Origin of the sequence: Corynebacterium sp. LK10 (assembly GCF_008042455.1) — a bacterium.
GTDB lineage: Bacteria > Actinomycetota > Actinomycetes > Mycobacteriales > Mycobacteriaceae > Corynebacterium > Corynebacterium jeikeium_D.
The window spans coordinates 94,406-116,436 of sequence record NZ_NOVT01000021.1 but is presented as its reverse complement, the minus strand read 5'-3'; the positions used below and the strand labels follow the sequence as shown (position 1 = coordinate 116,436).

At 57.2% G+C, this 22,031-nt stretch carries 18 protein-coding genes; 2 read left to right on the top strand and 16 right to left on the bottom strand.

Going from position 1 to position 22,031, the window contains the following annotated elements; all coding sequences use genetic code 11:
• Positions 1 to 41 precede the first annotated feature (41 nt).
• Genes CHU70_RS09120 through dapB form a run of 4 tightly spaced genes read right to left on the bottom strand, consistent with a single transcriptional unit; the run spans position 42 to position 4,612 of the window.
• Complete coding sequence (locus tag CHU70_RS09120) at positions 42 to 2,123, bottom strand: ribonuclease J (RefSeq protein ID WP_070595171.1); 2,082 nt, start codon at positions 2,121 to 2,123, stop codon at positions 42 to 44.
• Entirely contained in the window at positions 2,123 to 3,028 is a 906-nt protein-coding gene (gene dapA / locus CHU70_RS09115; RefSeq protein WP_049170841.1) for a 4-hydroxy-tetrahydrodipicolinate synthase, read from the bottom strand. The genes CHU70_RS09120 and dapA overlap by 1 nt, the downstream gene beginning before the upstream one ends.
• 58 nt (positions 3,029 to 3,086) lie before the next feature.
• A complete protein-coding gene (thyX, locus tag CHU70_RS09110) occupies positions 3,087 to 3,839 on the bottom strand; it encodes an FAD-dependent thymidylate synthase (protein ID WP_049170838.1) in 753 nt (250 codons plus the stop codon).
• A gap of 20 nt (positions 3,840 to 3,859) precedes the next feature.
• Positions 3,860 to 4,612 (bottom strand): 4-hydroxy-tetrahydrodipicolinate reductase, encoded by a 753-nt coding sequence (gene dapB, locus CHU70_RS09105; protein WP_049170836.1) that lies wholly within the window; start codon positions 4,610 to 4,612, stop codon positions 3,860 to 3,862.
• A 264-nt stretch (positions 4,613 to 4,876) separates the two neighbouring features.
• Here dapB and CHU70_RS09100 point away from each other — a divergent pair, with 264 nt between their 5' ends.
• Positions 4,877 to 6,265, top strand: a complete 1,389-nt coding sequence (locus tag CHU70_RS09100) for an MDR family MFS transporter (RefSeq protein ID WP_224784239.1) — start codon at positions 4,877 to 4,879, stop codon at positions 6,263 to 6,265.
• Positions 6,266 to 6,295: 30 nt separating this feature from the next.
• On the opposite strand, the gene galK is transcribed toward CHU70_RS09100, so the two are convergent.
• The 7 genes from galK to CHU70_RS09065 all read right to left on the bottom strand — a co-directional run bounded on the left by galK (position 6,296) and on the right by CHU70_RS09065 (position 16,253).
• The gene (galK, locus tag CHU70_RS11515) at positions 6,296 to 8,707 is read right to left on the bottom strand and encodes a galactokinase (protein WP_147719063.1); all 2,412 of its coding nucleotides are present in this window, start codon (positions 8,705 to 8,707) and stop codon (positions 6,296 to 6,298) included.
• A 9-nt stretch (positions 8,708 to 8,716) separates the two neighbouring features.
• A complete protein-coding gene (locus CHU70_RS09090; protein WP_049170832.1) occupies positions 8,717 to 8,998 on the bottom strand; it encodes a hypothetical protein in 282 nt (93 codons plus the stop codon).
• A gap of 16 nt (positions 8,999 to 9,014) precedes the next feature.
• Positions 9,015 to 10,676, bottom strand: a complete 1,662-nt coding sequence (locus CHU70_RS09085) for a sodium:solute symporter family protein (RefSeq protein ID WP_172954607.1) — start codon at positions 10,674 to 10,676, stop codon at positions 9,015 to 9,017.
• A gap of 278 nt (positions 10,677 to 10,954) precedes the next feature.
• A complete protein-coding gene (locus tag CHU70_RS09080) occupies positions 10,955 to 11,911 on the bottom strand; it encodes an aldose 1-epimerase family protein (RefSeq protein WP_049170826.1) in 957 nt (318 codons plus the stop codon).
• A gap of 157 nt (positions 11,912 to 12,068) precedes the next feature.
• The gene (locus CHU70_RS09075; protein ID WP_048733516.1) at positions 12,069 to 14,336 is read right to left on the bottom strand and encodes a polyribonucleotide nucleotidyltransferase; all 2,268 of its coding nucleotides are present in this window, start codon (positions 14,334 to 14,336) and stop codon (positions 12,069 to 12,071) included.
• Between the two features lie 510 nt (positions 14,337 to 14,846).
• Positions 14,847 to 15,116 (bottom strand): 30S ribosomal protein S15, encoded by a 270-nt coding sequence (rpsO, locus tag CHU70_RS09070; RefSeq protein ID WP_016422594.1) that lies wholly within the window; start codon positions 15,114 to 15,116, stop codon positions 14,847 to 14,849.
• 141 nt (positions 15,117 to 15,257) lie between these two features.
• Complete coding sequence (locus tag CHU70_RS09065; RefSeq protein ID WP_042388641.1) at positions 15,258 to 16,253, bottom strand: bifunctional riboflavin kinase/FAD synthetase; 996 nt, start codon at positions 16,251 to 16,253, stop codon at positions 15,258 to 15,260.
• 64 nt (positions 16,254 to 16,317) lie between these two features.
• On the opposite strand from CHU70_RS09065, the gene truB reads away from it, so the two are divergent.
• Positions 16,318 to 17,304, top strand: coding sequence for a tRNA pseudouridine(55) synthase TruB (gene truB, locus CHU70_RS09060; RefSeq protein ID WP_016422592.1), 987 nt, complete (start codon positions 16,318 to 16,320; stop codon positions 17,302 to 17,304).
• Between the two features lie 16 nt (positions 17,305 to 17,320).
• Here the strand turns inward: truB and CHU70_RS09055 are convergent, their stop codons facing one another.
• From CHU70_RS09055 to CHU70_RS09035, 5 genes are all read right to left on the bottom strand, one after another.
• A complete protein-coding gene (locus tag CHU70_RS09055) occupies positions 17,321 to 18,034 on the bottom strand; it encodes a 4'-phosphopantetheinyl transferase (RefSeq protein WP_049170823.1) in 714 nt (237 codons plus the stop codon).
• Positions 18,013 to 19,389 carry an MATE family efflux transporter gene (locus tag CHU70_RS09050; protein ID WP_147719064.1) on the bottom strand — a complete coding sequence of 459 codons (1,377 nt, stop codon included), beginning with the start codon at positions 19,387 to 19,389 and terminating at the stop codon, positions 18,013 to 18,015. Before CHU70_RS09050 ends, CHU70_RS09055 begins: the two co-directional genes overlap by 22 nt.
• Before the next feature lie 4 nt (positions 19,390 to 19,393).
• A complete protein-coding gene (locus CHU70_RS09045) occupies positions 19,394 to 20,455 on the bottom strand; it encodes a bifunctional oligoribonuclease/PAP phosphatase NrnA (RefSeq protein WP_070549559.1) in 1,062 nt (353 codons plus the stop codon).
• A gap of 42 nt (positions 20,456 to 20,497) precedes the next feature.
• Positions 20,498 to 20,929, bottom strand: coding sequence for a 30S ribosome-binding factor RbfA (gene rbfA, locus CHU70_RS09040; protein ID WP_016422588.1), 432 nt, complete (start codon positions 20,927 to 20,929; stop codon positions 20,498 to 20,500).
• A gap of 361 nt (positions 20,930 to 21,290) precedes the next feature.
• Entirely contained in the window at positions 21,291 to 22,019 is a 729-nt protein-coding gene (locus CHU70_RS09035; protein ID WP_048733528.1) for a hypothetical protein, read from the bottom strand.
• Positions 22,020 to 22,031 lie beyond the last annotated feature (12 nt).

Here is a 22,031-nt window from a genome sequence, read left to right as displayed (position 1 = left end):
AGGTGGATGCGGGCTCTTACGCTAAAAGACGCTCTAGAAATTTAGATACTTTCGCGCGACTCCTGGATTTCCTCATCGGTAACCTCTTCGGCTGCCTCAGAGGACATCGGCACGATTGTCGGAACAACCATCGGGCTGCGACGCCACTTCTGGTTAATGACACGCTCGGTGCGGCGACGAACTTCCTGAGCCATACGGTACGGGTTGTTCTCGCCACTGCCAGCCAGGTCAAAGAGAGTATCGTCAACGACCTGCTCGACGGTTTCGAGCACTTCCTTGGCGTCGTCCGAGTAACCGCGAGCCTGAGCCCGTGGCTTCTCCAACGGGCGGCCAGTGCGGTTATCAATGACGGCTGTGACGGTGATAACACCACCTTCACGCATTTCAGCACGGTCTGCCAGCACGTCAGCGTCGACGTCACCCATGGTGACGCCATCGACGTAGAGGTTACCGACCGGAACCTGGCCAACTACACGAGCGCGGCCATCAACGAGGTCGACTACCACACCGTTCTGAGCCAGGACAACGTTCTCTGGCTTCACGCCAGTGGACACAGCCAGCTCCTTGTTGGCACGGAGGTGGCGCCACTCACCGTGAATCGGCATGACGTTCGACGGACGAGCTGCGTTGTAGAGGAACAGCAGCTCGCCGGCAAAGCCGTGACCGGAGGTGTGAACCTTCGCATCCTTACCGGTGATAACCGTGGCACCAATTTGGGCCAGCATGTTGATAACGCCGAAGACTGCCTCTTCGTTACCGGGTACCAGCGAAGAACTGAGGATAATCAGGTCGCCATCACGGACGGTGATCTGACGGTGCTCACGGCGGGCCATGCGAGACAGCGCAGCCATTGGCTCACCCTGCGTACCGGTAGTCACCAGCACGACCTTGTGGGGCGCCATGCGAGCGGCCTCGTTCATTTCCACAATGGTATTTTCCGGAGCGGTCAGCAGCCCCAATTCCTGCGCGATGCGCATGTTGCGAATCATAGAGCGACCGTTGAAGGCAACCTTGCGGCCAGCCTTAACAGCTGCGTCGATGACCGCCTGCACGCGGTAAACATTCGATGCGAAGGCCGCGACGATAACGCGCTGCTTGGCATCCATAATCAGACGGCGCAGAGTTGGAGCCAGCTCCGCCTCGGATCCCGAGAAGCCCGGAATCGTAGCGTTGGTGGACTCACACAAGAAGAGGTCGATTCCCTCATCACCGTAGCGGCTCAGCGCCGGCAGGTCAGTCGGCTTTCCGTCCGGCGGGGTCTGATCCATCTTCACGTCACCGGTGTGGACGACCATGCCGGCTCCGGTCTTAATGACGATGCCAAGGCACTCCGGAATCGAGTGGTTGACATTGAAGAAACGCAGATCGAACGGGCCACGCTGAATGTGGCTGGTGTCGTTGACCTCGATGACCTTCGGGCGCTGACGGTGTTCCTGTGTCTTGGCCTGAATCAGTGCCAGGGTAAAGCGAGAAGCAATAATCGGGATGTCCGCGCGCTGCTTGAGCAACCAAGGGATAGCACCGATGTGGTCCTCGTGACCGTGGGTGACCACGAGAGCTTCCACGCGATCCCACTTGTCTTCCATGTAGGAGAAGTCAGGCAGGATCAGGTCAACACCCGGCTCATCCGAGCTCGGGAACAGCACGCCGCAGTCGACGATGATCAGGCGGTTCTTGTACTCCAACACGGTCATATTGCGACCGATTTCGGAAATACCGCCCAGTGCAACCACGCGCAGGCCGTCCTTGGGGGCCTTCGGCGGTGCAGGAAGACGCTGGGTCAAGTCCGCACCCTGCATCGACTGGACTACGTTACGACGGTTGCCACCGCGTCCGCCACGGCCACCCCTCGAACTATTTCCGCGATTACCTCCACGGCCACCGCGACCACCGCGGGAACCGCGGTTGGAAGAATTCGAGGAACCTTGGGACTTCTTAGCGTTACCGGAGTTCTTACGCTCACCGGAACGCTGCGAGGACTTCGAGCCGTTGGATTTAGCTCCACCCTTGTCGGAACCCTTGGATGCAGAGTTATTGGACTGCTCTGCTGCAGCCACGTCGGACTCGGAAGGCGGACCAGCCTTACGAGTTACCTTGCGGGCGCGATTGCGTCCTTCAGCCACTACAGAACACCTGCCTTCCGCATAGCTTCTTCAAGCACCTCAAGCTGCTGGTCATTTGCTGCAATTTGCGGCAAGCGTGGATCTCCTATCTCAATGCCCTGCAGACGCAGAGCGGATTTAGCAAAACTTACACCGCCAAGTGCAGCCTGAGCGGCAAACAGCGGAGTCATCTTCGCGTGGGCAGCCTGCGCACCAGCAAGGTCTCCCTTGTCAAAGCAAGAGCGCACCTCAGCCAGCAGCTGCGGGGCTGCATGTCCAATAACGGAAATAAACCCGGTGGCGCCAATAGACAGCCACGGAAGGTTCAGCACATCGTCACCGGAGTACCACGCCAAATCAGTATTAGCGATAATGCCGGCGGCAGCTCCCAAATCCCCCTTGGCGTCCTTAACAGCCTGGATTCTCGGGTGCTCCGCCAACCGGTAAATGGTATCAACTTCAATCGGAATAACCGAACGCGGTGGAATGTCATACAGACACACCGGCGCCTCGGTTGCGTCAGCCACTGCCGTAAAGTGACGGTACAGCCCCTCCTGGGACGGCTTGGAGTAATACGGCGTGACGACGAGCAGCGCATCCGCGCCCGCCTCCACAGAAGCCTTTGCCAGCTCGATGGACCCGGCCGTGTCATTGGTGCCGGCACCGGCCACGAGCTTAACCTCGTCACCCATCTCTGCACGGACAGCTCGGAGAAGCTCAAGCTTTTCCTCAACCGTCGTAGTAGGCGACTCGCCGGTAGTACCGGCCAGAATGAGTGCATCGCAGCCACCGTCTACAAGATGACCAGCGAGCTGCACACCCGCCTTGACATCGAGGTTTCCGTCCTTATCAAAAGGGGTCACCATAGCTACGGCGACGGTGCCGAAAATGTCAGCACCGCGAGTTGACGCAATTCCTGTGCTCATTGTTGACTACCTTTTCTTAAAAATCTCAATCGACTATATCTTCACACTGTACGTGCGATTACCCCTCGAAGGCGTAAGGACTCGACGCGACGACCGACCCATCCTTCAGAGTGTTAATCTCAAAATCCCCAAAAGCAACAGGAGCACAGCGCTGCAGCTCCCGCAGGCAAGCCACTGCCAACTCCCGAATTTCAGCATCGGCATGCTCAGTCGCACGCATCGAAATGAAGTGGCGCCAAGACCGGAAATTACCAGTAACCACGATTCGAGTTTCGGTGGCATTGGGCAAAACCGCCCGGGCTGCCTGGCGTGCCTGCTTTCGCCGCAAGATAGCGTTGGGCTCGTCGGCCCACTTCTCTTCCAGTGCGTCTAATAACTCACCATAGGCGAAACGGGACTGATCAACCGCGCTTTCGAAAACTCGCAACAGATCCGGGTCCTCCGCAATTGCGGGAGGAACCACAACATTGTTGGAACTGGCCGGCACAAACCGCTGCGACAACTGCGAAAAGGAAAAGTGGCGGTGCCGTGTGAGTTCATGTGCACACGAGCGCGACAGCCCACGAACATAGATGCTTGCACTTGCGTGTTCAAAAAGTGAGGTGTGGCCTACCTCAAGCACATGTCGCAGATATCCCCTATTCGTCGCCGTTCGTGGATTGGGCTTGTCCCACGTTTCATAACAAGCCCTGCCGGAGAACTCAATCAATGCTTCCCCACCATCGGCATCGGTATCAAAGTCGATGTCCTCCGGCGGGAAGAAGTTGGTCGCGGCGATTAGCTGCGCCTTGAGAGTGACATTTTCAGACATTTTCAGTTAACTCCCGGCCATTAAAGTCCCAGGAACGGCTCCAGTCCCACAGTCAGGCCCGGAAAATCCTCAATCTTGCGCACACCCAGCAGAACGCCTGGTACGAAGCTGGTGCGCGAGTAGGAGTCCTGCTTGATGGTGAGCGACTGCCCTTCTGCACCAAAGATAACGGTCTCGTGAGCCACCGAACCGGTCATACGGACTGCGTGCACCGGAATGCCCTCGACCTCAGCACCGCGAGCACCATCGAGAGTTTGCTCAGTGGCGTCCGGCTGCTCCCCCATGCCGGCTTCCTTGCGAGCACGAGCAATAGCCTCAGCAGTGTGGATAGCGGTGCCCGAGGGGGCATCCTTCTTAAAAGGGTGGTGCATTTCGATAACTTCAGCGGAATCGAAGTACGGAGCGGCTAGCTCCGCCATCTTCATCGTCAGTACCGCGGAGATTGCGAAGTTCGGTGCAATAAGAACATTGGCCTCACCGGCGGCGTCGTCAAGCCAGCGCTGCACCTGATCGAGGCGCTCCTTGGTAAAACCCGTAGTACCCACGACGGCGTTGATGCCATTCTTAATGCAGAACTCAAGATTGCCCATCACAGCGTCGGGCTGAGTAAAGTCAACAATGGTCTGCACACCAGCGGTGACAAGTTCATTCAGGTCATCGCCAGAGTCGAGACCCGCTGCCAGCTCCAAATCGTCGGCGGCTTCGACTGCCTCGCAGATGGTGGACCCTACCTTGCCCTTGGCGCCAAGTACGCCGACCTTGATATTGCTCACAGCTATTGTCCTTTCCCAACGGGTTTATCTTTCTCCCTTACCTTAGAATGTGTTGGCCAACTTGTGTGCCAATGCCCCCGTCCGCTTTGCCTTTTTGTCGACTTACGACGGGGTTTTTGTTGCGCTAAGATTCCATATCTTCGACAATTACCTATTTCTGTACCGATATATAGAAAGAGACTTCAATTGGTTTCTGAATCTGAAGATTCCGAACTCAGCCCAAGTTCGGAGGCACCACAGGCCGATGCGCCCAAAAGTGCTTATATGGCCATTTACGTGCTACTAGCTGCGGCATTCATGGCTATCTTGAACGAGACGGTCATGAGCGTCGCAATTCCCGTCGTCAAGGCGGACCTCGGAATCAGCGCAGCTACCGCAGGCTGGCTGACAACATCGTTCCTACTGACCATGGCAGTTGTCATTCCGGTCACTGGATTTCTCATTTCGGCAGTGCCGTTCCGCATTCTTTTCGCGGTCAGTCAAGGACTATTCGTCGTGGGCACTCTCATCGGTGCTTTCGCGCCAAACTTCGCGATCGTTCTGCTCGCACGCATTGTCCAAGCGTCCGGTACCGCAGTGCTGCTGCCGCTGCTGATGACCACGGTGCTCAACGTAGTACCGGAGCATGAGCGCGGGCGCATGATGGGACGAATGAGCGTGGTCATCGCTGTCGCGCCTGCTATCGGACCGACCATCTCCGGTCTCATTCTGGAGATTGCCAATAACAATTGGCATGCGCTTTTCGACACGATGTTGCCGCTCGGCCTAATTGTGCTGGTAGTGGGTGTCATTCTCGTTCCCAATATTGAGGAAAACTCCGCGAAGTCCATCGATATCCTCTCGGTGTTCCTCAGTGCCGGCGCATTCGGTCCGCTGGTGTACGCGCTGAGCCGCGTGGGCGCAGAGTTTTCGCTTATCGACGGAATCCTGTGCGCAGTCGGCATCGTGCTGTTGGTGTTCTTCATCATGCGCCAGCGCCGTTTGGCACCGCACAACCGAGCTCTGCTGGATCTTCGAACCTTCCGCACAAAGAGCTTTAGGCTGTCCACAATCATTCTGACCATTGGTTTCATGCTGATGTTCGGTGTGATCATCATTTTGCCGCTCTACCTCAATCTGCGAGGTGTCGACGTCAAGACTATTGGTTTGATTGTGATGCCTGGTCCACTGGTTATGGGTCTGATGGGACCGGCTGTCGGCCGGCTCTTTGACAGCTATGGTCCGCGCCCACTGGCAATTCCCGGCTCCATTGTCCTTGCCCTCGGTCTTTTCGGGCTCGGCTTCATCTCAGCATCGACTCCGCTATGGTGGATTGTCGCCTGCCACATCGTCCTTGAGATTGGCCTGGGGCTGCTGTTTACTCCGCTGTTCACATTCGGTCTTGGTGATCTTCCGAAGCGCCTCTACCCGGATGGCTCAGCAATCATGAACACGCTACAGCAGGTTGCCGGCGCTGTCGGTACCGCACTGTTTGTGGCGCTGTCAGCTGTTATTGCCACTGGCCTGTCCGGCACTGGTGCAGCAGCTCCTGCCGCCGACGACTTGATTCGTGGCTATAGCATTGCGATGTTTACCGCCGCGGGATTTGCCGTGGTGCTAATCTTCCTCACCACGCTGCTCAAGCCGCAGCGGAAGAAGATTGCATTACAGTAGCCCCCCCCAAGACCGGGGGGGGAATACCGCCTAAACTAGGCGGCTTGCTCCCGGCCCGGGATTTCCAACGAAAAACTCCGGTTCCGGCATTCCTCTGTCACGGAAGGCCGACGCAACTGCATTCGCTGCAGCACTGACACGGTCGTGTGGCAGCAGCGCAATGGCACTGCCGCCAAAGCCACCGCCAGTCATTCGGGCACCAAGCGCCCCCTGCTCAAGCGCTACGTTCACAGCAAGATCCAGCTCTGGACAGGAAACTTCGTAGTCATTCCTCAGCGAAAGATGGCTTGCCACCATCAACGTGCCAAAGGCCTCGAAGTCCCCCTCGGAAAGCTTTTCAATCGCCTGTGCCGTCCGGTCAATTTCGGTAACAACGTGACGTACTCGGCGCGCCACGGTATCAACCCATTGATCCCTATCTGCCTCAGCTGGGACGTTCTCCTTCGCCCAATTGATAGCAGCACCAACTGCATCATCCAGACCGCGGAAATCAGATACCCCAAGACCATTTGTCACGGCATCGATGATTCCGCGACGCGTCGCATACTGACCATCCGAGAGACTATGCCGAACGTTGGTGTTGATTACCAAAACCTCTAGGTCCTCGTCTGCGAAAGCAGCCTTTACAAGCTGGTCAGAACTCTTCGCAAAATCAATCACCAGTGCGTGGTTTTCCTTGCCCTTGATGGAAATACGCTGATCCAGACCGCCGGTAGAGGCACCAATGACCTCATTTTCTGCGCGGATAGCCGCCTCAACAATTCCCTGCTGCTCTTCATCGTTTGGTGCGCGCCCGTGGACGAGCTCAAAGGCTGCAACGCCGACAGAACACTCCAGAGCGGCGGAGCTGGAGAGCCCGGAACCGATCGGAACATCGGAGGAAATCGCAATGTCAAGGCTTGGACAATCCGCGGGCAACAGCCCTGCCTCACGCATAGCCCAGATAGTGCCAACTGCGTATCCCGTCCAATTTGCAGGAGAGTTCGGACCGACATCGGACATTGCGATAGCAACCGGCTTGTCACCGTCTGCGACGTCGTCCTTGTCCATCAAGTCCGAAACAACTCGCACTGTCCACGAGTCACCAGCAGCCTGGGCACCCACCGCTGCGAAAGTACTCTGTGCCAACGCGAATGGCAGACAGATACCACCGGCATAATCGACATGCTCGCCAATCAGGTTGACTCTGCCTGGGGCGCGGAAGACGCCCTGTGGTTCCGAACCGAAACTGCGGCGGAATTGCTCAGTTACGTCAGATACCGCCTGTTTATGGGAGCGAGTGGGAAGCCAGCGAGTCTGGCCAACTTCCCGGAAGCGGTCAGCGATTGCCTCCGGGGTCGTGTCCGAAATCCAGGCTCCTTGCCCGGACTCTGAACCCGCGAGGAACTTCATGCGTCCTGCAGAGCGCATCATGGAATAGAGCTGCAGGTGGAGGCGGCCAAACTGGTGATCCTCGCCTACCGGAGCTTGGTTCCATGCTGCGATGTACGGCGTTTTGTCGATGCCGGGGAAGAATCGGTCAATACGTCGCAGCAGGTCAAGATACATTGCTGTCAGTTCGTCCTTCTCCGCATCGGTCAGCTCCTGAAAACCACCGACAGCGCGGTTAGCCATAATCATGACTTCGACTGGCCACTTAGCTGCAGCTGGGACGAATGCGGTGAAGTACTCCCCTTCTGCGATGATCCGTCGACCTGAAGCCTTTTCGGCCTCCAGGACATCCTCAAAGAGGTCACGACCGGTGGTTTCGAAGTGGGCTTTCGCGCGTGAAACAATGGCTGCCGCACGTGGGGGCAGATACGGGTACGAGTAAATCTGCCCATGAGGATGCTGCAGCGTTACCCCAATTTCCTTGCCCCTGTTTTCAAAGGGGAACACCAACCTCACACCTTCGAGCTTGCTGAGTTCCGCAGTGCGGTGCGCCCACGCTTCAATAACGGTGCGAGCACGAGTAAAGGTCAGATCCCGGAAGGAGTCCGAAACATTCGGGGTAAAGCAGACAACCTCACACCGAGCCAAGGCCGGCTTCCGCGGGAAAATCTCGGCGCCGTCGACAGTTTGGGCAAAGTCATCCGGAACTTCCATGTGCATGGAAAGCGAAGGGAAGCGGTTTTCAAAAACCACCACGTCGTAGTCACTGGCAGGCACCTCTGTGGGAAGTTGTTCCGGCAGCGTCGGAGCTAGTGGGTTCTCACCAGCAGGAGGCATAAAGGTGCGGTTCATGCGGTGCGCCGCGTAGCAGTACCAATCACCTGTCAGCGGATCTTGGCGCAGCTCCGACTCCGTAATCGCCTGTGGCAAATCACGTTCGTCGGTTAACTTTCGAGTCTTTTTGCCCGAGACATAGTCCGGTTCATCGTCGAAGTAGATTAGCTCGCGACCGTCGGCAAGCGTAGTGCGCGTTACCGAAAAAGCGTGAGAAGGCTGGTCATCGGTTGTCATTTTTACTCCTTATGATTCTTCGACAACCGTTGGGCGCAGTTTTGCCCAGGCATAGAAAACGATTGCAAAGAGAAGCAGGGCTATGCCGCTGTACAGGTTATACATCGGCTCTTTGGCAACACTGGTCTCCGGGTTAACTCCAGGATCGAGGAACAGCCACGACAGCAGCAAAATGATGCCGTAAAGACCAAGCAGCGCCCCAATGACATTGCGAATGTCAAAGGCACCTGCTTTCTTATTACCGGTGCTGATAGTCGCTTCTACAGTTGAATTGTTGTGTGTCCGTGACATGATTTCTCACTAGCTCCTATGCGAAAACGATGTTAAGAACTACGGCCATCACCAGGCACAAAATACCCAGCGGAACAGTTCGCTGTAACAATGGCAGCTCTGCCTCAGCAGCGTCTGTGAAGTGAGCCTTCGGCGTGACGGACTTGACGAAGCCCACCAGCTCCTCATCGGGTTTCGGCGTTGTCATGAGCGAAACGACCACAGCCACCACAATATCGACGACGAATGCCACGGAGGCGGCAGCGAACGCAGTGCCTTGCCCCGGCAGCTCAAAGATGGTTGCGCTTGCCGACGTGAACTCGGAGATGTACCAGTACAAAATCGCAGCACCCGTTCCTGCGAGCAGAGACGTCCAACCTGCTGTCGGCGTCATGCGCTTCCAGAACATACCGATAAGGAAGGTAGCGAACAACGGTGCGTTGAAGAAGCCGAATAGCGTCTGCAGGTAGTCCATGACGTTGCCGAAATTATCGGCAATCAATGCGGTGAACACTGCGATGCCGGTCGCGCCAATGGTAGCGATACGACCAACCTTGAGGTAGTAATCATCTGCTCGATTTTTGACGACGTAGGTCTGCCAAATGTCGTAGCTAAAGACTGTGTTGAACGCGGAGATATTCGCCGCCATACCTGCCATAAAGGCTGCTAGTAGCCCTGCAATAGCGATGCCCAGCAGGCCGTTGGGAAGCAAATCTCTCATTAGGTACAGAATTGCGTCGTTAGGCTTGGCAGTCTGATCCATGATGGGTGCGACAGTCGCGCCGGCGATCATGCCCGGCAGCACCACGATGAACGGAATGAACATCTTTGGAAACGCGCCGATAATTGGAGTCTTGCGTGCGGCCGACAGCGAATCGGCTGCCATGGATCGCTGAACCTCCACGAAGTTCGTTGTCCAATAGCCAAAGGACAGCACGAATCCCAAACCGAATACCAATCCGATGACTGAAACTACCGGGTTGTCAAAACCAGAAATATCCGTGCCCGGCCAGGTGTGGAAGTGCGATTCAGTGGCAACTTTTTCCTTAAGCCCCGACCAGCCGCCGACGCTGTGCAGACCGATTAGAGTCAGTGGCATTAGAGCTGCGACAATCACGAAGAACTGAAGTACCTCGTTGTAAATCGCTGCGGACAGTCCGCCCAACGTGATGTAGGACAGCACAATGACTGCAGCGACGACCAATGTCAGCCACAGTGGCCAGCCGAGTAGCGCATTGACCACTTTGGCCAGCAGCAAAAGGTTGATACCCGCGATGAGCAGCTGCGCGACGGCGAATGAAATCGCGTTGACAAGGTGCGCTCCGGGACCAAAACGACGCAGCATGAATTCTGGTACTGAGCGAACCTTGGAGCCATAGTAAAAGGGCATCATGACAATGCCCAGGAACACCATGGCGGGAACCGCACCAATCCAGAAGTAGTGCATGGTCTGGAAACCGTATTCCACACCATTTGCGGACATACCGACGATTTCCACTGCGCCTAGGTTGGCTGAGACGAACGCCAACCCTGTCACCCAAGCCGGCAGTGAGCGCCCAGAGAGGAAGAAGTCAATGGAGCTGGACACTTTGGCTCGTGCAGCCCAGCCAATGCCTAGGACGAATAGGAAGTATAGGGCAACAATGGAGTAATCCACCCATGATGCCTCGAGCCGTAGGGCTGATTGCGCCACTATCACGACGGCCTCCTCACAATTAGGGAGTCAAAACGTATTCAGGAAATGCACGAATTGGGATTTCTTTTTCTCGGCACCTGGCTGGTGCACGCCCATCAAGGCCGTGAAAGTGGCTCGACCTACCCCGAAGTGTGGGGCCAGATAGCCACTATCCGGAACAAAAGGAAGACCTATTCTTTTACATTCGTCCCCAAGTGTATTTTCCATTCTTAATTCCAGGTGAATTAATTAAGAAGGTTTTAACCCGATTGAGGGGGCTGCACTCTTCTGCGCTGGGAAAACTATTTTCCGCCCGTTTCCGCGCGCAGTCCCATGGCAAGAGTTGTTGTCTCTCCAGCCTGAACTCGCAGCAAACCGGTACCGGAGCGTAGCGCATCCGGCGGACATGTCATTGGCTCCACCGCAATCGCATTCCCGTGCCCAGGAAATCCTTCTCGTCGTCCAGCGTCGGCAACATAGACCTGGAAGAAGCGGAATTCATCATCGGCCCAGAGCACAGCACCCTTGCCATTTGGTCCAACCAAATGTGCTTCACGACGGCACGGTGAGTGACTCCCCGCTGCCTCCGCGGCAGCAAAGAAGCAGTGATCCAGCCACAGTCCATCCAGGGATACCCCCTCTCGAAGGCTGGGAACCACTGTCTCCGCTGGCACCGCTGGGCCGGCGGGCAAGTTTCGAATTGGCTCCAGTGGCAGGTTGTTATCAACGGGCAACCGTAGTGTGCAACTGCCGAAGTCAGCGCCCAACGCGCTTAAATAGGGATGCCAGCCCAGACCAAACGGGCACTCCCTATCGCTGCGATTATGCACTGTGAACTCCGCCGATAGGCCATCTGCAGACGTGACTTGCCAGCGCACGGTCATACCGAGTTCCCAAGGCCAGCCCGGTTGCGGCTCAACTTCCACGCCCAAGGTGACGCTGCTGTCATCAGAATCGACCACAGACCAAACGCGATCTGCAACAAATCCGTGAATAGCATTCGCCCGGGACGGCTCCGAAATATCTAGTCGATGGACTTCCCCATCAAAGATGAATACTCCGTCAGCGACCCTGTTCGGCCACGGAGCCAGGAGCGTACCTGCGGACAACGGTGGATTGAACCCTTTGGGATAGTCAGTCAGCAGTGGCAGGCCACAGTACTCCAGTGATCTCGGTCCACCACCGAACTGGGAAATACTTGCGACATAGCCACCGGCCGCAATGTCGATGAATTCATGATCGTGCGCGACAAGTTGCATGCGCAAATTACCTTCCACGTGGGTTCGAAAATTAATCCCTTCGAAACCCGAGATTAACCCAAAACAAAAGCGCGGTTAGGTCAATTTGTGACCTAACCGCGCCATCGCTACACGCGTTGTTGGAGGCTACCTAAAGCACATCCTCCGTCGCCAAGCATTAATCGTCTTCGACCGGAACCAGCGAGATCTTGCCGCGGTTGTCGATATCAGCGATTTCGACCTGAATCTTGTCGCCGACATTGATGACATCCTCGACCTTCTCGATGCGCTTGTCGCCACCGAGCTTGGAGATGTGGATCAGACCGTCACGGCCCGGAGTCAGGGAGACAAAAGCACCGAAAGCGACAGTCTTCACGACAGTGCCCAGGTAGCGTTCGCCGACCTTCGGCAGCTGCGGGTTAGCAATGGCATTAATCTGCTCGATTGCAGCGTCCGCGGCCTTACCGGAAGTTGCCGAGACAAATACGGTGCCGTCGTCCTCGATAGAGATATCAGCACCGGTTTCCTCGGTGATGCCGTTGATGGTCTTGCCCTTCGGACCGATGAGCTCACCGATCTTCGAAGCCGGAACCTTAACGGTGGTGATCTTCGGAGCGAGACCACTCATCTCGTCCGGAGACTCGATGACCTCAGCCATGGTGGACAGGATGGCCAGACGTGCATCACGAGCCTGGGACAGAGCATCGGCCAGAACCTTCGACGGAATACCGTCGAGCTTGGTGTCCAGCTGCAGTGCGGTAATGAAGTCCGCAGTACCAGCGACCTTGAAGTCCATGTCACCGAATGCGTCTTCGGCACCGAGAATATCGGTCAGTGCGACGAAGCGGTTCTCACCGTCAACCTCGCCGGAAACCAGGCCCATGGCGATACCGGCAACCGGAGCCTTCAGCGGCACACCGGCGTTGTACAGCGACAGAGTCGAAGCACAGACCGAGCCCATGGAGGTCGAACCATTGGATCCAAGAGCCTCGGAGACCTGGCGAATGGTGTACGGGAATTCCTCGCGGGACGGCACGACCGGCAGCAGAGCGCGCTCAGCCAGTGCCCCGTGACCAATCTCGCGGCGCTTCGGAGAGCCAACACGACCGGTCTCGCCGGTGGAGTACGGCGGGAAGTTGTAGTGGTGGATGTAGCGCTTGGAGGTAACAGGAGTCAGCGAGTCAATCTGCTGCTCCATCTTCAGCATATCCAAAGTGGTGACACCCAGAATCTGGGTCTCGCCGCGCTCAAACAGCGAAGAGCCGTGGGCACGCGGAATCAGACCGACCTCAACGCCCAGGTCACGAATGTCGGTGACACCGCGACCATCGATGCGGAAGCCCTCAGCCAGAATCTTCTCACGGACAATCTGCTTCATCACTGCGTTGTATGCAGCGCGAATCTGCTTAGATGCAGCTTGCTCGTCGACATCATCGGATACGAAGCGCTCCAGCAGCTGCCCCTCGACGTCCTCCATGTACTCATTGGTGGCGTCATCTCGTTCCTGCTTACCCGGAATGGTGAGCAGCTTGGCCAGCTTCTTAGCGGACTTCTTCTCGACTGCGTTAAAAATCTCATCGCTGTATGCCGGGAACAGCGGGAACTCCTGCGTTTCCTTCGCTGCGCGCTCAGCCAGACCCTTCTGTGCCTCACACAGAACCTTGATGTGCGGCTTTGCTGCCTCGAGGCCAGCGGCGACGATGTCCTCGGTCGGCGCCGGTGCACCGTCAGCAATACGCTTGACGACGGTCTCCCCTGCTCCGGCCTCCACCATCATGATGGCGACATCTTCGACGTTCTTGCCGCGACGCTTGCGGGTGACGATACGGCCAGCGACGACCATCTCGAACAGAGCCTGCTCGTGCTGCTCCTCGGTCGGGAAAGCGACCCATGCACCCTCTGGGTGCTTGTCATCAGCAACGAGCGCGATGCGGACGCCACCGACAGCGCCGGAAACCGGCAGCCCGGAAAGCTGAGTTGCAGCTGACGCGCCGTTGATTGCGACAACGTCGTAACGGTCCTTCGGATCCCAGGACATGACGGTGACAACAACCTGTACCTCGTTGCGCAGGCCCTTGACGAAGGTCGGACGCAGCGGACGGTCAATCAGACGACATGCCAGGATGGCATCGGTAGACGGGCGGCCCTCACGGCGGAAGAACGAACCCGGAATCTTGCCCGCAGCGTACATACGCTCTTCAACGTCGACGGTCAGCGGGAAGAAATCAAAGCCCTCGCGGGGCTGGTTGGAAGCGGTGACGGTGGACAGGAGCATGGTCTCCTCGTCCAAGTAGGTGGTCACCGAACCATCGGCCTGACGAGCCAGCTGGCCCGTTTCAAAGCGAATGGTGCGGGTGCCGAAATCACCATTGTCGATGGTGGCAACGGCCTCGGTAATACCGAAATCCTCATCAAAGAAAAATTCAACAGCCTTGCTGTTGGCCATAGGTTTCTTACTCCTAGAAATAGCGGCGATCATCGATGTCGCCTGTAAAAGATCGTATGAACTTCGTTTGCGTCACGCATTCTACCAGCTAACGCGGAAAGTTCTCGTATTGGACGGATCGGAGATCTCTCACTGCATCTGGGTTCTTGCACCTACGCGGGGTTCTAGGAGTTTGCGGGGCGGGGGGCACTTATCGATGACTTTTCTTGACTCATCGATGGTTTACCGTGTCTTATCGACGAATTACCGTGTCTTATCGATGGTGCCCCGGCACTTATGCGCACGCTTTCGATCAGCCCCTCCACCTGTCGATGAGGTATTCACTTGTGGCCACGCTACAGCGCATCGATGAGTGAATACCACAACGACAAGTGATCAAAAAAAAAAGACCCGCCGTGAGCTTCCATCCAATGGAAACCCAAACGGCGAGTCTAAAAAGCTTAAAAGCCTTGAATTAACAGAGCAACTTACCCCAATGAAGCTCTGACAAACAGGACCTTAAGGAGAACCTTAGCGACGCAGACCCAGGCGCTCGATCAGCTTACGGTAGCGCTCAACGTCGTTGTCCTGCAGGTACTGCAGCAGGCCCTTGCGGCGACCGACCAGCAGCAGCAGACCACGACGGGAGTGGTGATCGTGCTTGTGGAACTTCAGGTGCTCGGTCAGCTGACGAATACGTGCGGTCAGCAGTGCAACCTGAGCCTCCGGGGAACCGGTGTCGGTCTCGTGCAGGCCGAACTCCTTGAGAATCTCAGCCTTTTCTGCAGTGTTCAAAGCCATGTAAATCTAACTCCTTGAATCAAATTATGGTCGTTTTTTCAGTCCACATTCTCGGCTTTCCCGGAACCAAACAGCGTCTGGCAACTGGTTCCTCGCAACTGCTTGTGGACCGCAGTCACAGCCGACGTTTTACTTTAACAGCTAATCGGTCTTAGCCAAAATGGCTTCGGTGTCTGCCACGTCCTGGTTCATCCGGTCAATGAGCTCCTCGACCGAGTCGAACTTCTCCATGCCGCGAATCCGGTCGACAAACTCAACCTGCCCAGCGGTGCCGTAGAGGTCCGCATGACGGTCAATCACGTAGGCCTCGACCGTTCGATCAGTGTCTCCAAAGGTCACATTAGTGCCCACCGACACGGCCGCTGGGTAGCGCACCCCAAACTCGATATCGCCCTTCGGGTCCGGCTCCGGGCGGGCTGCCGTCGGCTGAACCGTGAACCATGCCGCGTAGACACCATCAGCCGGGATTGCCAGGCCCTCAGCGAAGTCAATATTGGCGGTCGGAAAGCCCAGCTGCGCTCCTCCACGCCCCTGACCTGGAAGAACATCACCATCGACACGGTAGAAGTACCCGAGACACGAGGCGGCTGCGGACACCGCACCGTCGGCAAGCAAACCGCGAATACGTGTCGACGAAACACGTTCGGTCGAGTCCGCGGCAGTGACGTCGAGAAGGTCGACGATGGTGACGTCGACCCCACACTTACAGCCGTGCTCCGGCATAGTCTCGGCGGTACCTGCGGCCTTCTGCCCATAGGTGAAGTTCTGGCCAACGAAGACGGCCTGTGCATTCAGCTTGTCGCGGACAACGGTGCGTACAAAGTCTTCTGCGGGGATGCTGGAGAAGTTCTTGTCGAAAGGCACGACAAGCATGGCATCGATTCCCTCCGCTTCTGCCAGCTCGGCGCGACGGGACACGGTGGACAGTGCCGGCGGCACCTTATCCGGGGCAAACAGCGCTACGGGATTGGGATCGAAAGTCATCAACAGCGACTTCACGCCACGAGCGCGAGCGTCACTGACCGCAGCAGCTATCAGGCGCTTATGCCCAAGATGAATACCATCGAACACTCCGATGGTTACGACCGTGTCCCCCAGGTCTTCGGGTGCATTGTCCAAGCCATACCAAATCTCCACAAAGAGCCAGTGTAACTGGTCACCGTTTAACACACCGCATATAGCGCAACATAGGATTGCGTCTATGACCGACTTCGATCCGATTGCAGACTCCGGCATTGTTATCGTCGACAAGCCCCAAGGCTGGACAAGCCACGATGTAGTGGGCAAACTCCGTCGCATCTTCCGCACCAAGAAGGTCGGCCACTCCGGTACCCTCGACCCAATGGCCACCGGTGTGCTCGTCCTCGGCATCGGCCGCGGCACCCGTTTCCTGCCACATGTCCACGCCGACACGAAGTCCTACCAAGCCACCATTCGACTCGGCGCTGCCACGCTTACCGACGACGCCGAAGGCGAGTTGCTCTCCGAATCCTCGGCGGCATCGGTGACTGATGAAATGGTTCGAGCGGAAATTGCGAAGTTCACCGGCACAATCATGCAAAAACCCGCGGCGGTATCAGCGGTGAAGATTGACGGTGTCCGCGCCTACGAGCGCATCCGCCGTGGTGAGAAGGTCGATATCCCTGCGCGCCCAGTGACGATCACCCGCTATGAGGTTCTGGACATCCGCCACGACTCCGATCCTTCGCGCCCCGGGGAGTGCATCGATATCGACGTGGAGGTCGACTGCTCTGCCGGCACTTTCATCCGCGCCCTAGCTCGTGACTTGGGGGATGCACTGAGAGTCGGTGGTCATCTCACTGCTCTGCGGCGTACTGCCGCCGGCGTTTTCACTATTGATGAGGCGTTGACTATCGACGAGCTCACGGCGAAGGCCGAGCAGTTCGACACCGCCCATCCAGAAATTGCGGAGATGCGACGCCCAGTCCCGGAGCGCGCCGCTTCCTTGCTGCCGATGAGTCTGGACGAGGCCTGCCTGCGTTGCTTTGATACCCGCGAAATTACTGAACAGCAGGCGGCTGATTTGGCTCAGGGCAAGTGGCTGGAGCCGATCGGAAAACCTGGAGTCTATGCGGCGGTGTCACCAACGGGAAAGGTTCCGGCGCTGCTCACAGAATCTGGCAAACGGGCTAAGACGGTCTTCGTGGTGCGCCCGGCCACGCTGTGACTACCTCTCAAGGATTTTAAGACTGCTCGAGCCACACCGCGGTTGCAACGATGCCTGCACCGCGAGCCCAGAAGCCTTTTACTCCGCAGAAGGCGTCGGGAATCTCACGGTGAAACGTTAGCTGTAAAGGTCCGCCTGTGAGTCCTCGGGAAAAACCTCGCGCTGCTATCCGTTTCTTTCGCAGTTGGACGGAGACTTCGTCGAAGTCTAGCCACTGCCCGACTATCGGCTCCCAGAGTTTGTACATTGATTCCTTGGCGCTAAATTGCACCAGCGGGTCAAGGCGTGCTTCGTCAGTGCGCAAGACTGCCTCGATGATTCCTAACTCTAGAGTCTGCTCGACCTCGACATCGATGCCAATCCCCTGCAGCTGTTCAGCGCTCGCGGACACGGCTGCCACGGCCCCGTCGCAATGGCTAATTGACCCCACGACTCCTCGCGGCCACAGCGGCGCTCCGGTGGTCGACATGCCAATCCCATGTGGGGCAGGCTCTCCTAGCCGTTGCACCGCCTCATGCGCAGCGAGGCGCCCTCGGGTGAAATCACGGATTCGAACAGGTGCTGCACTATCAGACAGCCTCAACTCAGCGCTACGGAGCTGCTGCAATTCCGCATCACTAAACGGACGCTCGGCATTGGAGTCAATAACTAGCCGGCTACCGGCGGGCAAATGCCTGGCCAGATACTCCTGGACGTCGGCAAGCACACTCATGCGCTGATGCCGTACCATTTCTCTCCACGGAAACGGGTAGCGACAAAGATTAGTCGCAGAATCATGAAGGCCAAGAGACCGCACCACACGCCGGTCAGCCCCCAGCCAAATGCCTGCGCCAGCCAGACCGGTGGGAGGAATCCGCACAGGACCGCGCTAACGGTGGCGTTACGGAGGAAGGCTGCGTCGCCGGCGCCGAGCAACACGCCATCGAGCGCGAAGACGACACCGCCGATAGGAATCATTGCGACAAGAATCCACCATGGTCCGGCGGTGACTGCGTCAATCACGCCTGTTGCGTCGGTAAAAATGCGGACGATGCTGGCATTACCTACTGCGAAAACAGCCGCTAGGCCGAGGGCAATGACGCTTGACCAGACCGTCACGCGCTTGCCAGTCCAGCGGGCAACGGCCGTGGAGCTACCGCCCAACGCTGCACCGACGAGCGTCTGTGCAGCAATCGCTAGCGAGTCGAGCACCAACGAAATCAGATTCCACAGTTGCAGCATGACCTGGTGCCCACCGAGCGTGGTCGGCCCAACGCGGCCAGCAACCGCTGCGGCGGAGAGGAACGCTACCTGGAAGGACAAGGAGCGAACGATGAGATCGCGGCCGAGGACCAGCTGGCTTTTGATAATGGCGCCATTCGGGCGCATGGAAAGCTTGCGGCTAGAGCACTCTTTGAAAAGACTGCGGAGGAACAGTCCGCCGGTAATCAATTCGCCGAAGAGAACGGCCAGCGCAGAGCCCTCGAGACCGAAGGCGCGGACCAGCGGCACAATCACAATGGCGGCCGGAACAAGGCCTGAGAGCACAAATAGCAGCGGCGCGCGGGTGTTTTGGATACCGCGCAACCAACCATTTCCAGCCTGCGCAATCAACGTCAGCGGAATGGCGAAGGCAGCAACTCGCAACCACTGCCCGGCATCATGAGCGACCTCCGGATGAGGAGCTAACCAACCGGTAAATACTGGTGCCAACCCCACGATGATGGCAAAGAGGCTAAGGCCCACAAAGATGGCGACCCACGTCGCTTGCAGTCCCTCTTCAACCGCCTCGTCCACGTTGCCCCTGCCAAAGGCTCGCGCTGATCGGGCGGTCGTGCCGTAAGCCAAGAAAGTAAGCTGCGTAGTTACCACAGAAAAAACCGTCGAACCAGCGGCAAGCGCCGCAAGCTGAACAGCTCCAAGCCGACCGATGACAGCCGTATCCAGCAGCACATAGAGTGCGGGCGCGGCAAGAACACCCAACGCTGGCAGCGCAAGCGAAACGATTGCGCGAAGGCTGACATCTGACTTCGCACTGTGCCCGGTTCGCTCTATGTCAGTGTGCTCAATCTCAGTGTGCTCCTGAGTTTCTCGCGAGTCCGACAATCCCCTAGGCCTCGCTCGTGCCTCGGCGTGCCTGGACTGCGACATCGCTGGTGTCCAGGATGGCCTGCAGCAGCTCATCCTTGCTGCACTCCCGAGTCAGACCGGCGGCACGCTCGTGGCCACCGCCGCCAATTTCCAGGGCGACCTGGGAGACATCGACAAGCTCGCGAGAACGCAGCGAGACTGCCCACTGGCCTGGCTCATACTCCTTAAGTACAGCACAGACGTCGGCCGCATTAGTCGTACGAACAATGTCCACGACCGATTCAATCTCATCGTGGCCAACTTCGGCGGTCTGGTCGTGCTCAATGACGACGTGGATTAGGCCAGCGCCGTCGCCCCACTCGGGCACCAATGTCGCGGTGGAAAGCACCTTGCCCAGGAATGGAAGGTAGGCAAACGGATGTTCTTCCAGCAGCTGTGCACCAATCGTGCGCGGATTGAGCCCCTTATCCAGCAGGCGCGCCGCTGCAGTGTGCATGCGGGAATGGCCGAACTGGAACGATGCGGTGTCCGTCAACAGCCCTGCATAGAGAGCATGAGCCATCGGCGTGGTCAGCTTGATACCCCAGACACCAAAGAAGTCCAGGAGCACCATGGTCGAGGACTCTGCGCGTTCGTCAACCATGTTGACGGACCCAAAGCGAGTGTTGGTCGCGTGATGGTCAACATTGATAACGCGGTCGGAGGCCATCACGCGATCTTCCAGCGCACCGAGGCGCCCCGGGCTTGCGCAGTCGACAGTCACCCACGTGTCAATGTCTTCATCCAAGTCCGTGTACTCGACAAATCGCTCCCATCCGGGGATGGTCAGCAGCGACTTGGCTGGCAAATCGCTCTCACCGTAGCTGGCTACAGCCGAAATGCCACGCTGTACAAGTGCCATGACCATCGCAGATGCAGCACCAATCGCATCCGCATCGGGGTGAACATGGGCAATGACGCCGACCTTCTTGGCGTCGGCAAGCATATCCTGCATCTGCTGAATCGGCTTGGACATGCGGCGATTAATCGCCTGGGAAAGCTGGTGAGCTGCCTGCTCCTGAGCCTGCGGAGAAGTGGTCACGTGGGTGCCCCTTTCATCGATAGATGTGGCCGGTGGAGAGTTTTACTCCTCGTCGCGGTATGGGTTGGCATCGCCTGCGGGCTTTGCGTTTCTAGCCTGCTCAGCCAATTCCGCGTCGCGCGCGCGAGTCTTATCGAGCAGCTCCTCAAGGTGCGCGGAAATCTCCGGCACCGTGTCAACCTCAAAAGCCAGCGTCGGTGTGTAGCGCACACCGGTGCCACGACCGACCAGGGAACGCAGCTGCCCCTTCGCCTTTTCCAGCGCTGCTGCTGCCGACTCGTAGTCCGGTTCCTCGTCGAGCGTACGTCCGCGCACAGTGTAGAAAACTGTGGCGTCGTGCAAATCGCCGGTGACGCGGCAGTCGGTGATAGTCACAAACTCCAGCCGCCGGTCCTTAATCTCACGCTCAATTGCGCTGGCGACAATCTCCTGAATACGCTTGGACAGCCTGCGCGCGCGTGCTGGATCTGCCATTTTTGGCTACTCCCTATCTATCTCTACCTGTGCGTAACGATTCGTAGCTAGACCCCATTTAGCGTGGGGCCTGAAGTGCCCCTTCGCTGACAAAGACCCATCTGGGATCCGGCAAAACGGTTCAATACAAAGGACTGCTAATACTAACACGCAAAACACTACTCAACTTCGAACCGCATGTTTCGCGACTTCGCCCGCACCCGTTTACCGCGTGCAGTCAATTGCTTCGCCGCACGCTCGCCCTTTGTTATTAACCCATTAATCATCACGACAACACTGCCACCACCATCGATGTCATCGACGGCATGGGGAGTCGCTACTACGGAATTGCGCAGCTGAAACGCAGCCTACCCGTACGCTCTTAACGGCGCTCCACGAAGTTGTACATCGGTAACCCATTAACATGGGAGCAGTCAGGCAGTGAATCCATCACACTGTCCTGCAATGGTGTTTCTCCCTCGATGCCGAAAATCCATTTAACCGCAGCATTACCTAGCTCCAGCGGATGGAAAAGGTAACTTACCTCACCATTTTTATCCTTGGGCGCCACACTGCCATGGGTTTGTTCCCATTCAGCCACATCCGTCGGATGTAGTACCTCGACGTGTTCACCGTTAGCGAACGGTACCTCGAAATCCAACAGTCGTCCAGAGCTGAAAAACCGCTGCATGTCAAAATCATAGTCTTCGCAGCTTGCTTCTAATTCCCTGGTAGGAGTCTTATAGTGGCAGAAATCGACAACACTATTGATGCACAGTGACCAACTTTCGCGAGGATCGTTCGCCAACGCTGGGTCCTCAATAAGGTCGTATACGTCGTCGGTCCCGAAAAGCAGCGTTGGCCCAAACGCTACCGCGTGGAAGTACCAATTATGACCATCCTCAATGGTTTCTTCGGAATCAAAGGCGAATTTCCCTGGCCAAATCTTGTCCAATTGCGCAAGAGTCTCCTCTGCGCTCGCAGGAGGATAATTCAAAATATTCGTTCGCGGCAGTTCATCTGAGAGTGCAAAGAGATTAGTTTTGAAGCCCATAACGAACACGATACGCAAAAAGGCGCTCCCCGAAGGGAGCGCCTTATCAAAGTTCACGCAGTGTTTAGC

Bases quoted from the DNA above. Each gene is read 5' to 3' on its own strand.
- rpsO (WP_016422594.1), bottom strand. From the start codon at position 15,116: ATGGCTTTGAACACTGCAGAAAAGGCTGAGATTCTCAAGGAGTTCGGC.
- CHU70_RS09100 (WP_224784239.1), top strand. From the start codon at position 4,877: ATGGCCATTTACGTGCTACTAGCTGCGGCATTCATGGCTATCTTGAAC.
- thyX (WP_049170838.1), bottom strand. From the start codon at position 3,839: ATGTCTGAAAATGTCACTCTCAAGGCGCAGCTAATCGCCGCGACCAAC.
- CHU70_RS09075 (WP_048733516.1), bottom strand. From the start codon at position 14,336: ATGGCCAACAGCAAGGCTGTTGAATTTTTCTTTGATGAGGATTTCGGT.
- truB (WP_016422592.1), top strand. From the start codon at position 16,318: ATGACCGACTTCGATCCGATTGCAGACTCCGGCATTGTTATCGTCGAC.
- dapA (WP_049170841.1), bottom strand. From the start codon at position 3,028: ATGAGCACAGGAATTGCGTCAACTCGCGGTGCTGACATTTTCGGCACC.
- galK (WP_147719063.1), bottom strand. From the start codon at position 8,707: ATGACAACCGATGACCAGCCTTCTCACGCTTTTTCGGTAACGCGCACT.
- CHU70_RS09080 (WP_049170826.1), bottom strand. From the start codon at position 11,911: ATGCAACTTGTCGCGCACGATCATGAATTCATCGACATTGCGGCCGGT.
- rbfA (WP_016422588.1), bottom strand. From the start codon at position 20,929: ATGGCAGATCCAGCACGCGCGCGCAGGCTGTCCAAGCGTATTCAGGAG.
- CHU70_RS09055 (WP_049170823.1), bottom strand. From the start codon at position 18,034: ATGGTACGGCATCAGCGCATGAGTGTGCTTGCCGACGTCCAGGAGTAT.
- CHU70_RS09090 (WP_049170832.1), bottom strand. From the start codon at position 8,998: ATGTCACGGACACACAACAATTCAACTGTAGAAGCGACTATCAGCACC.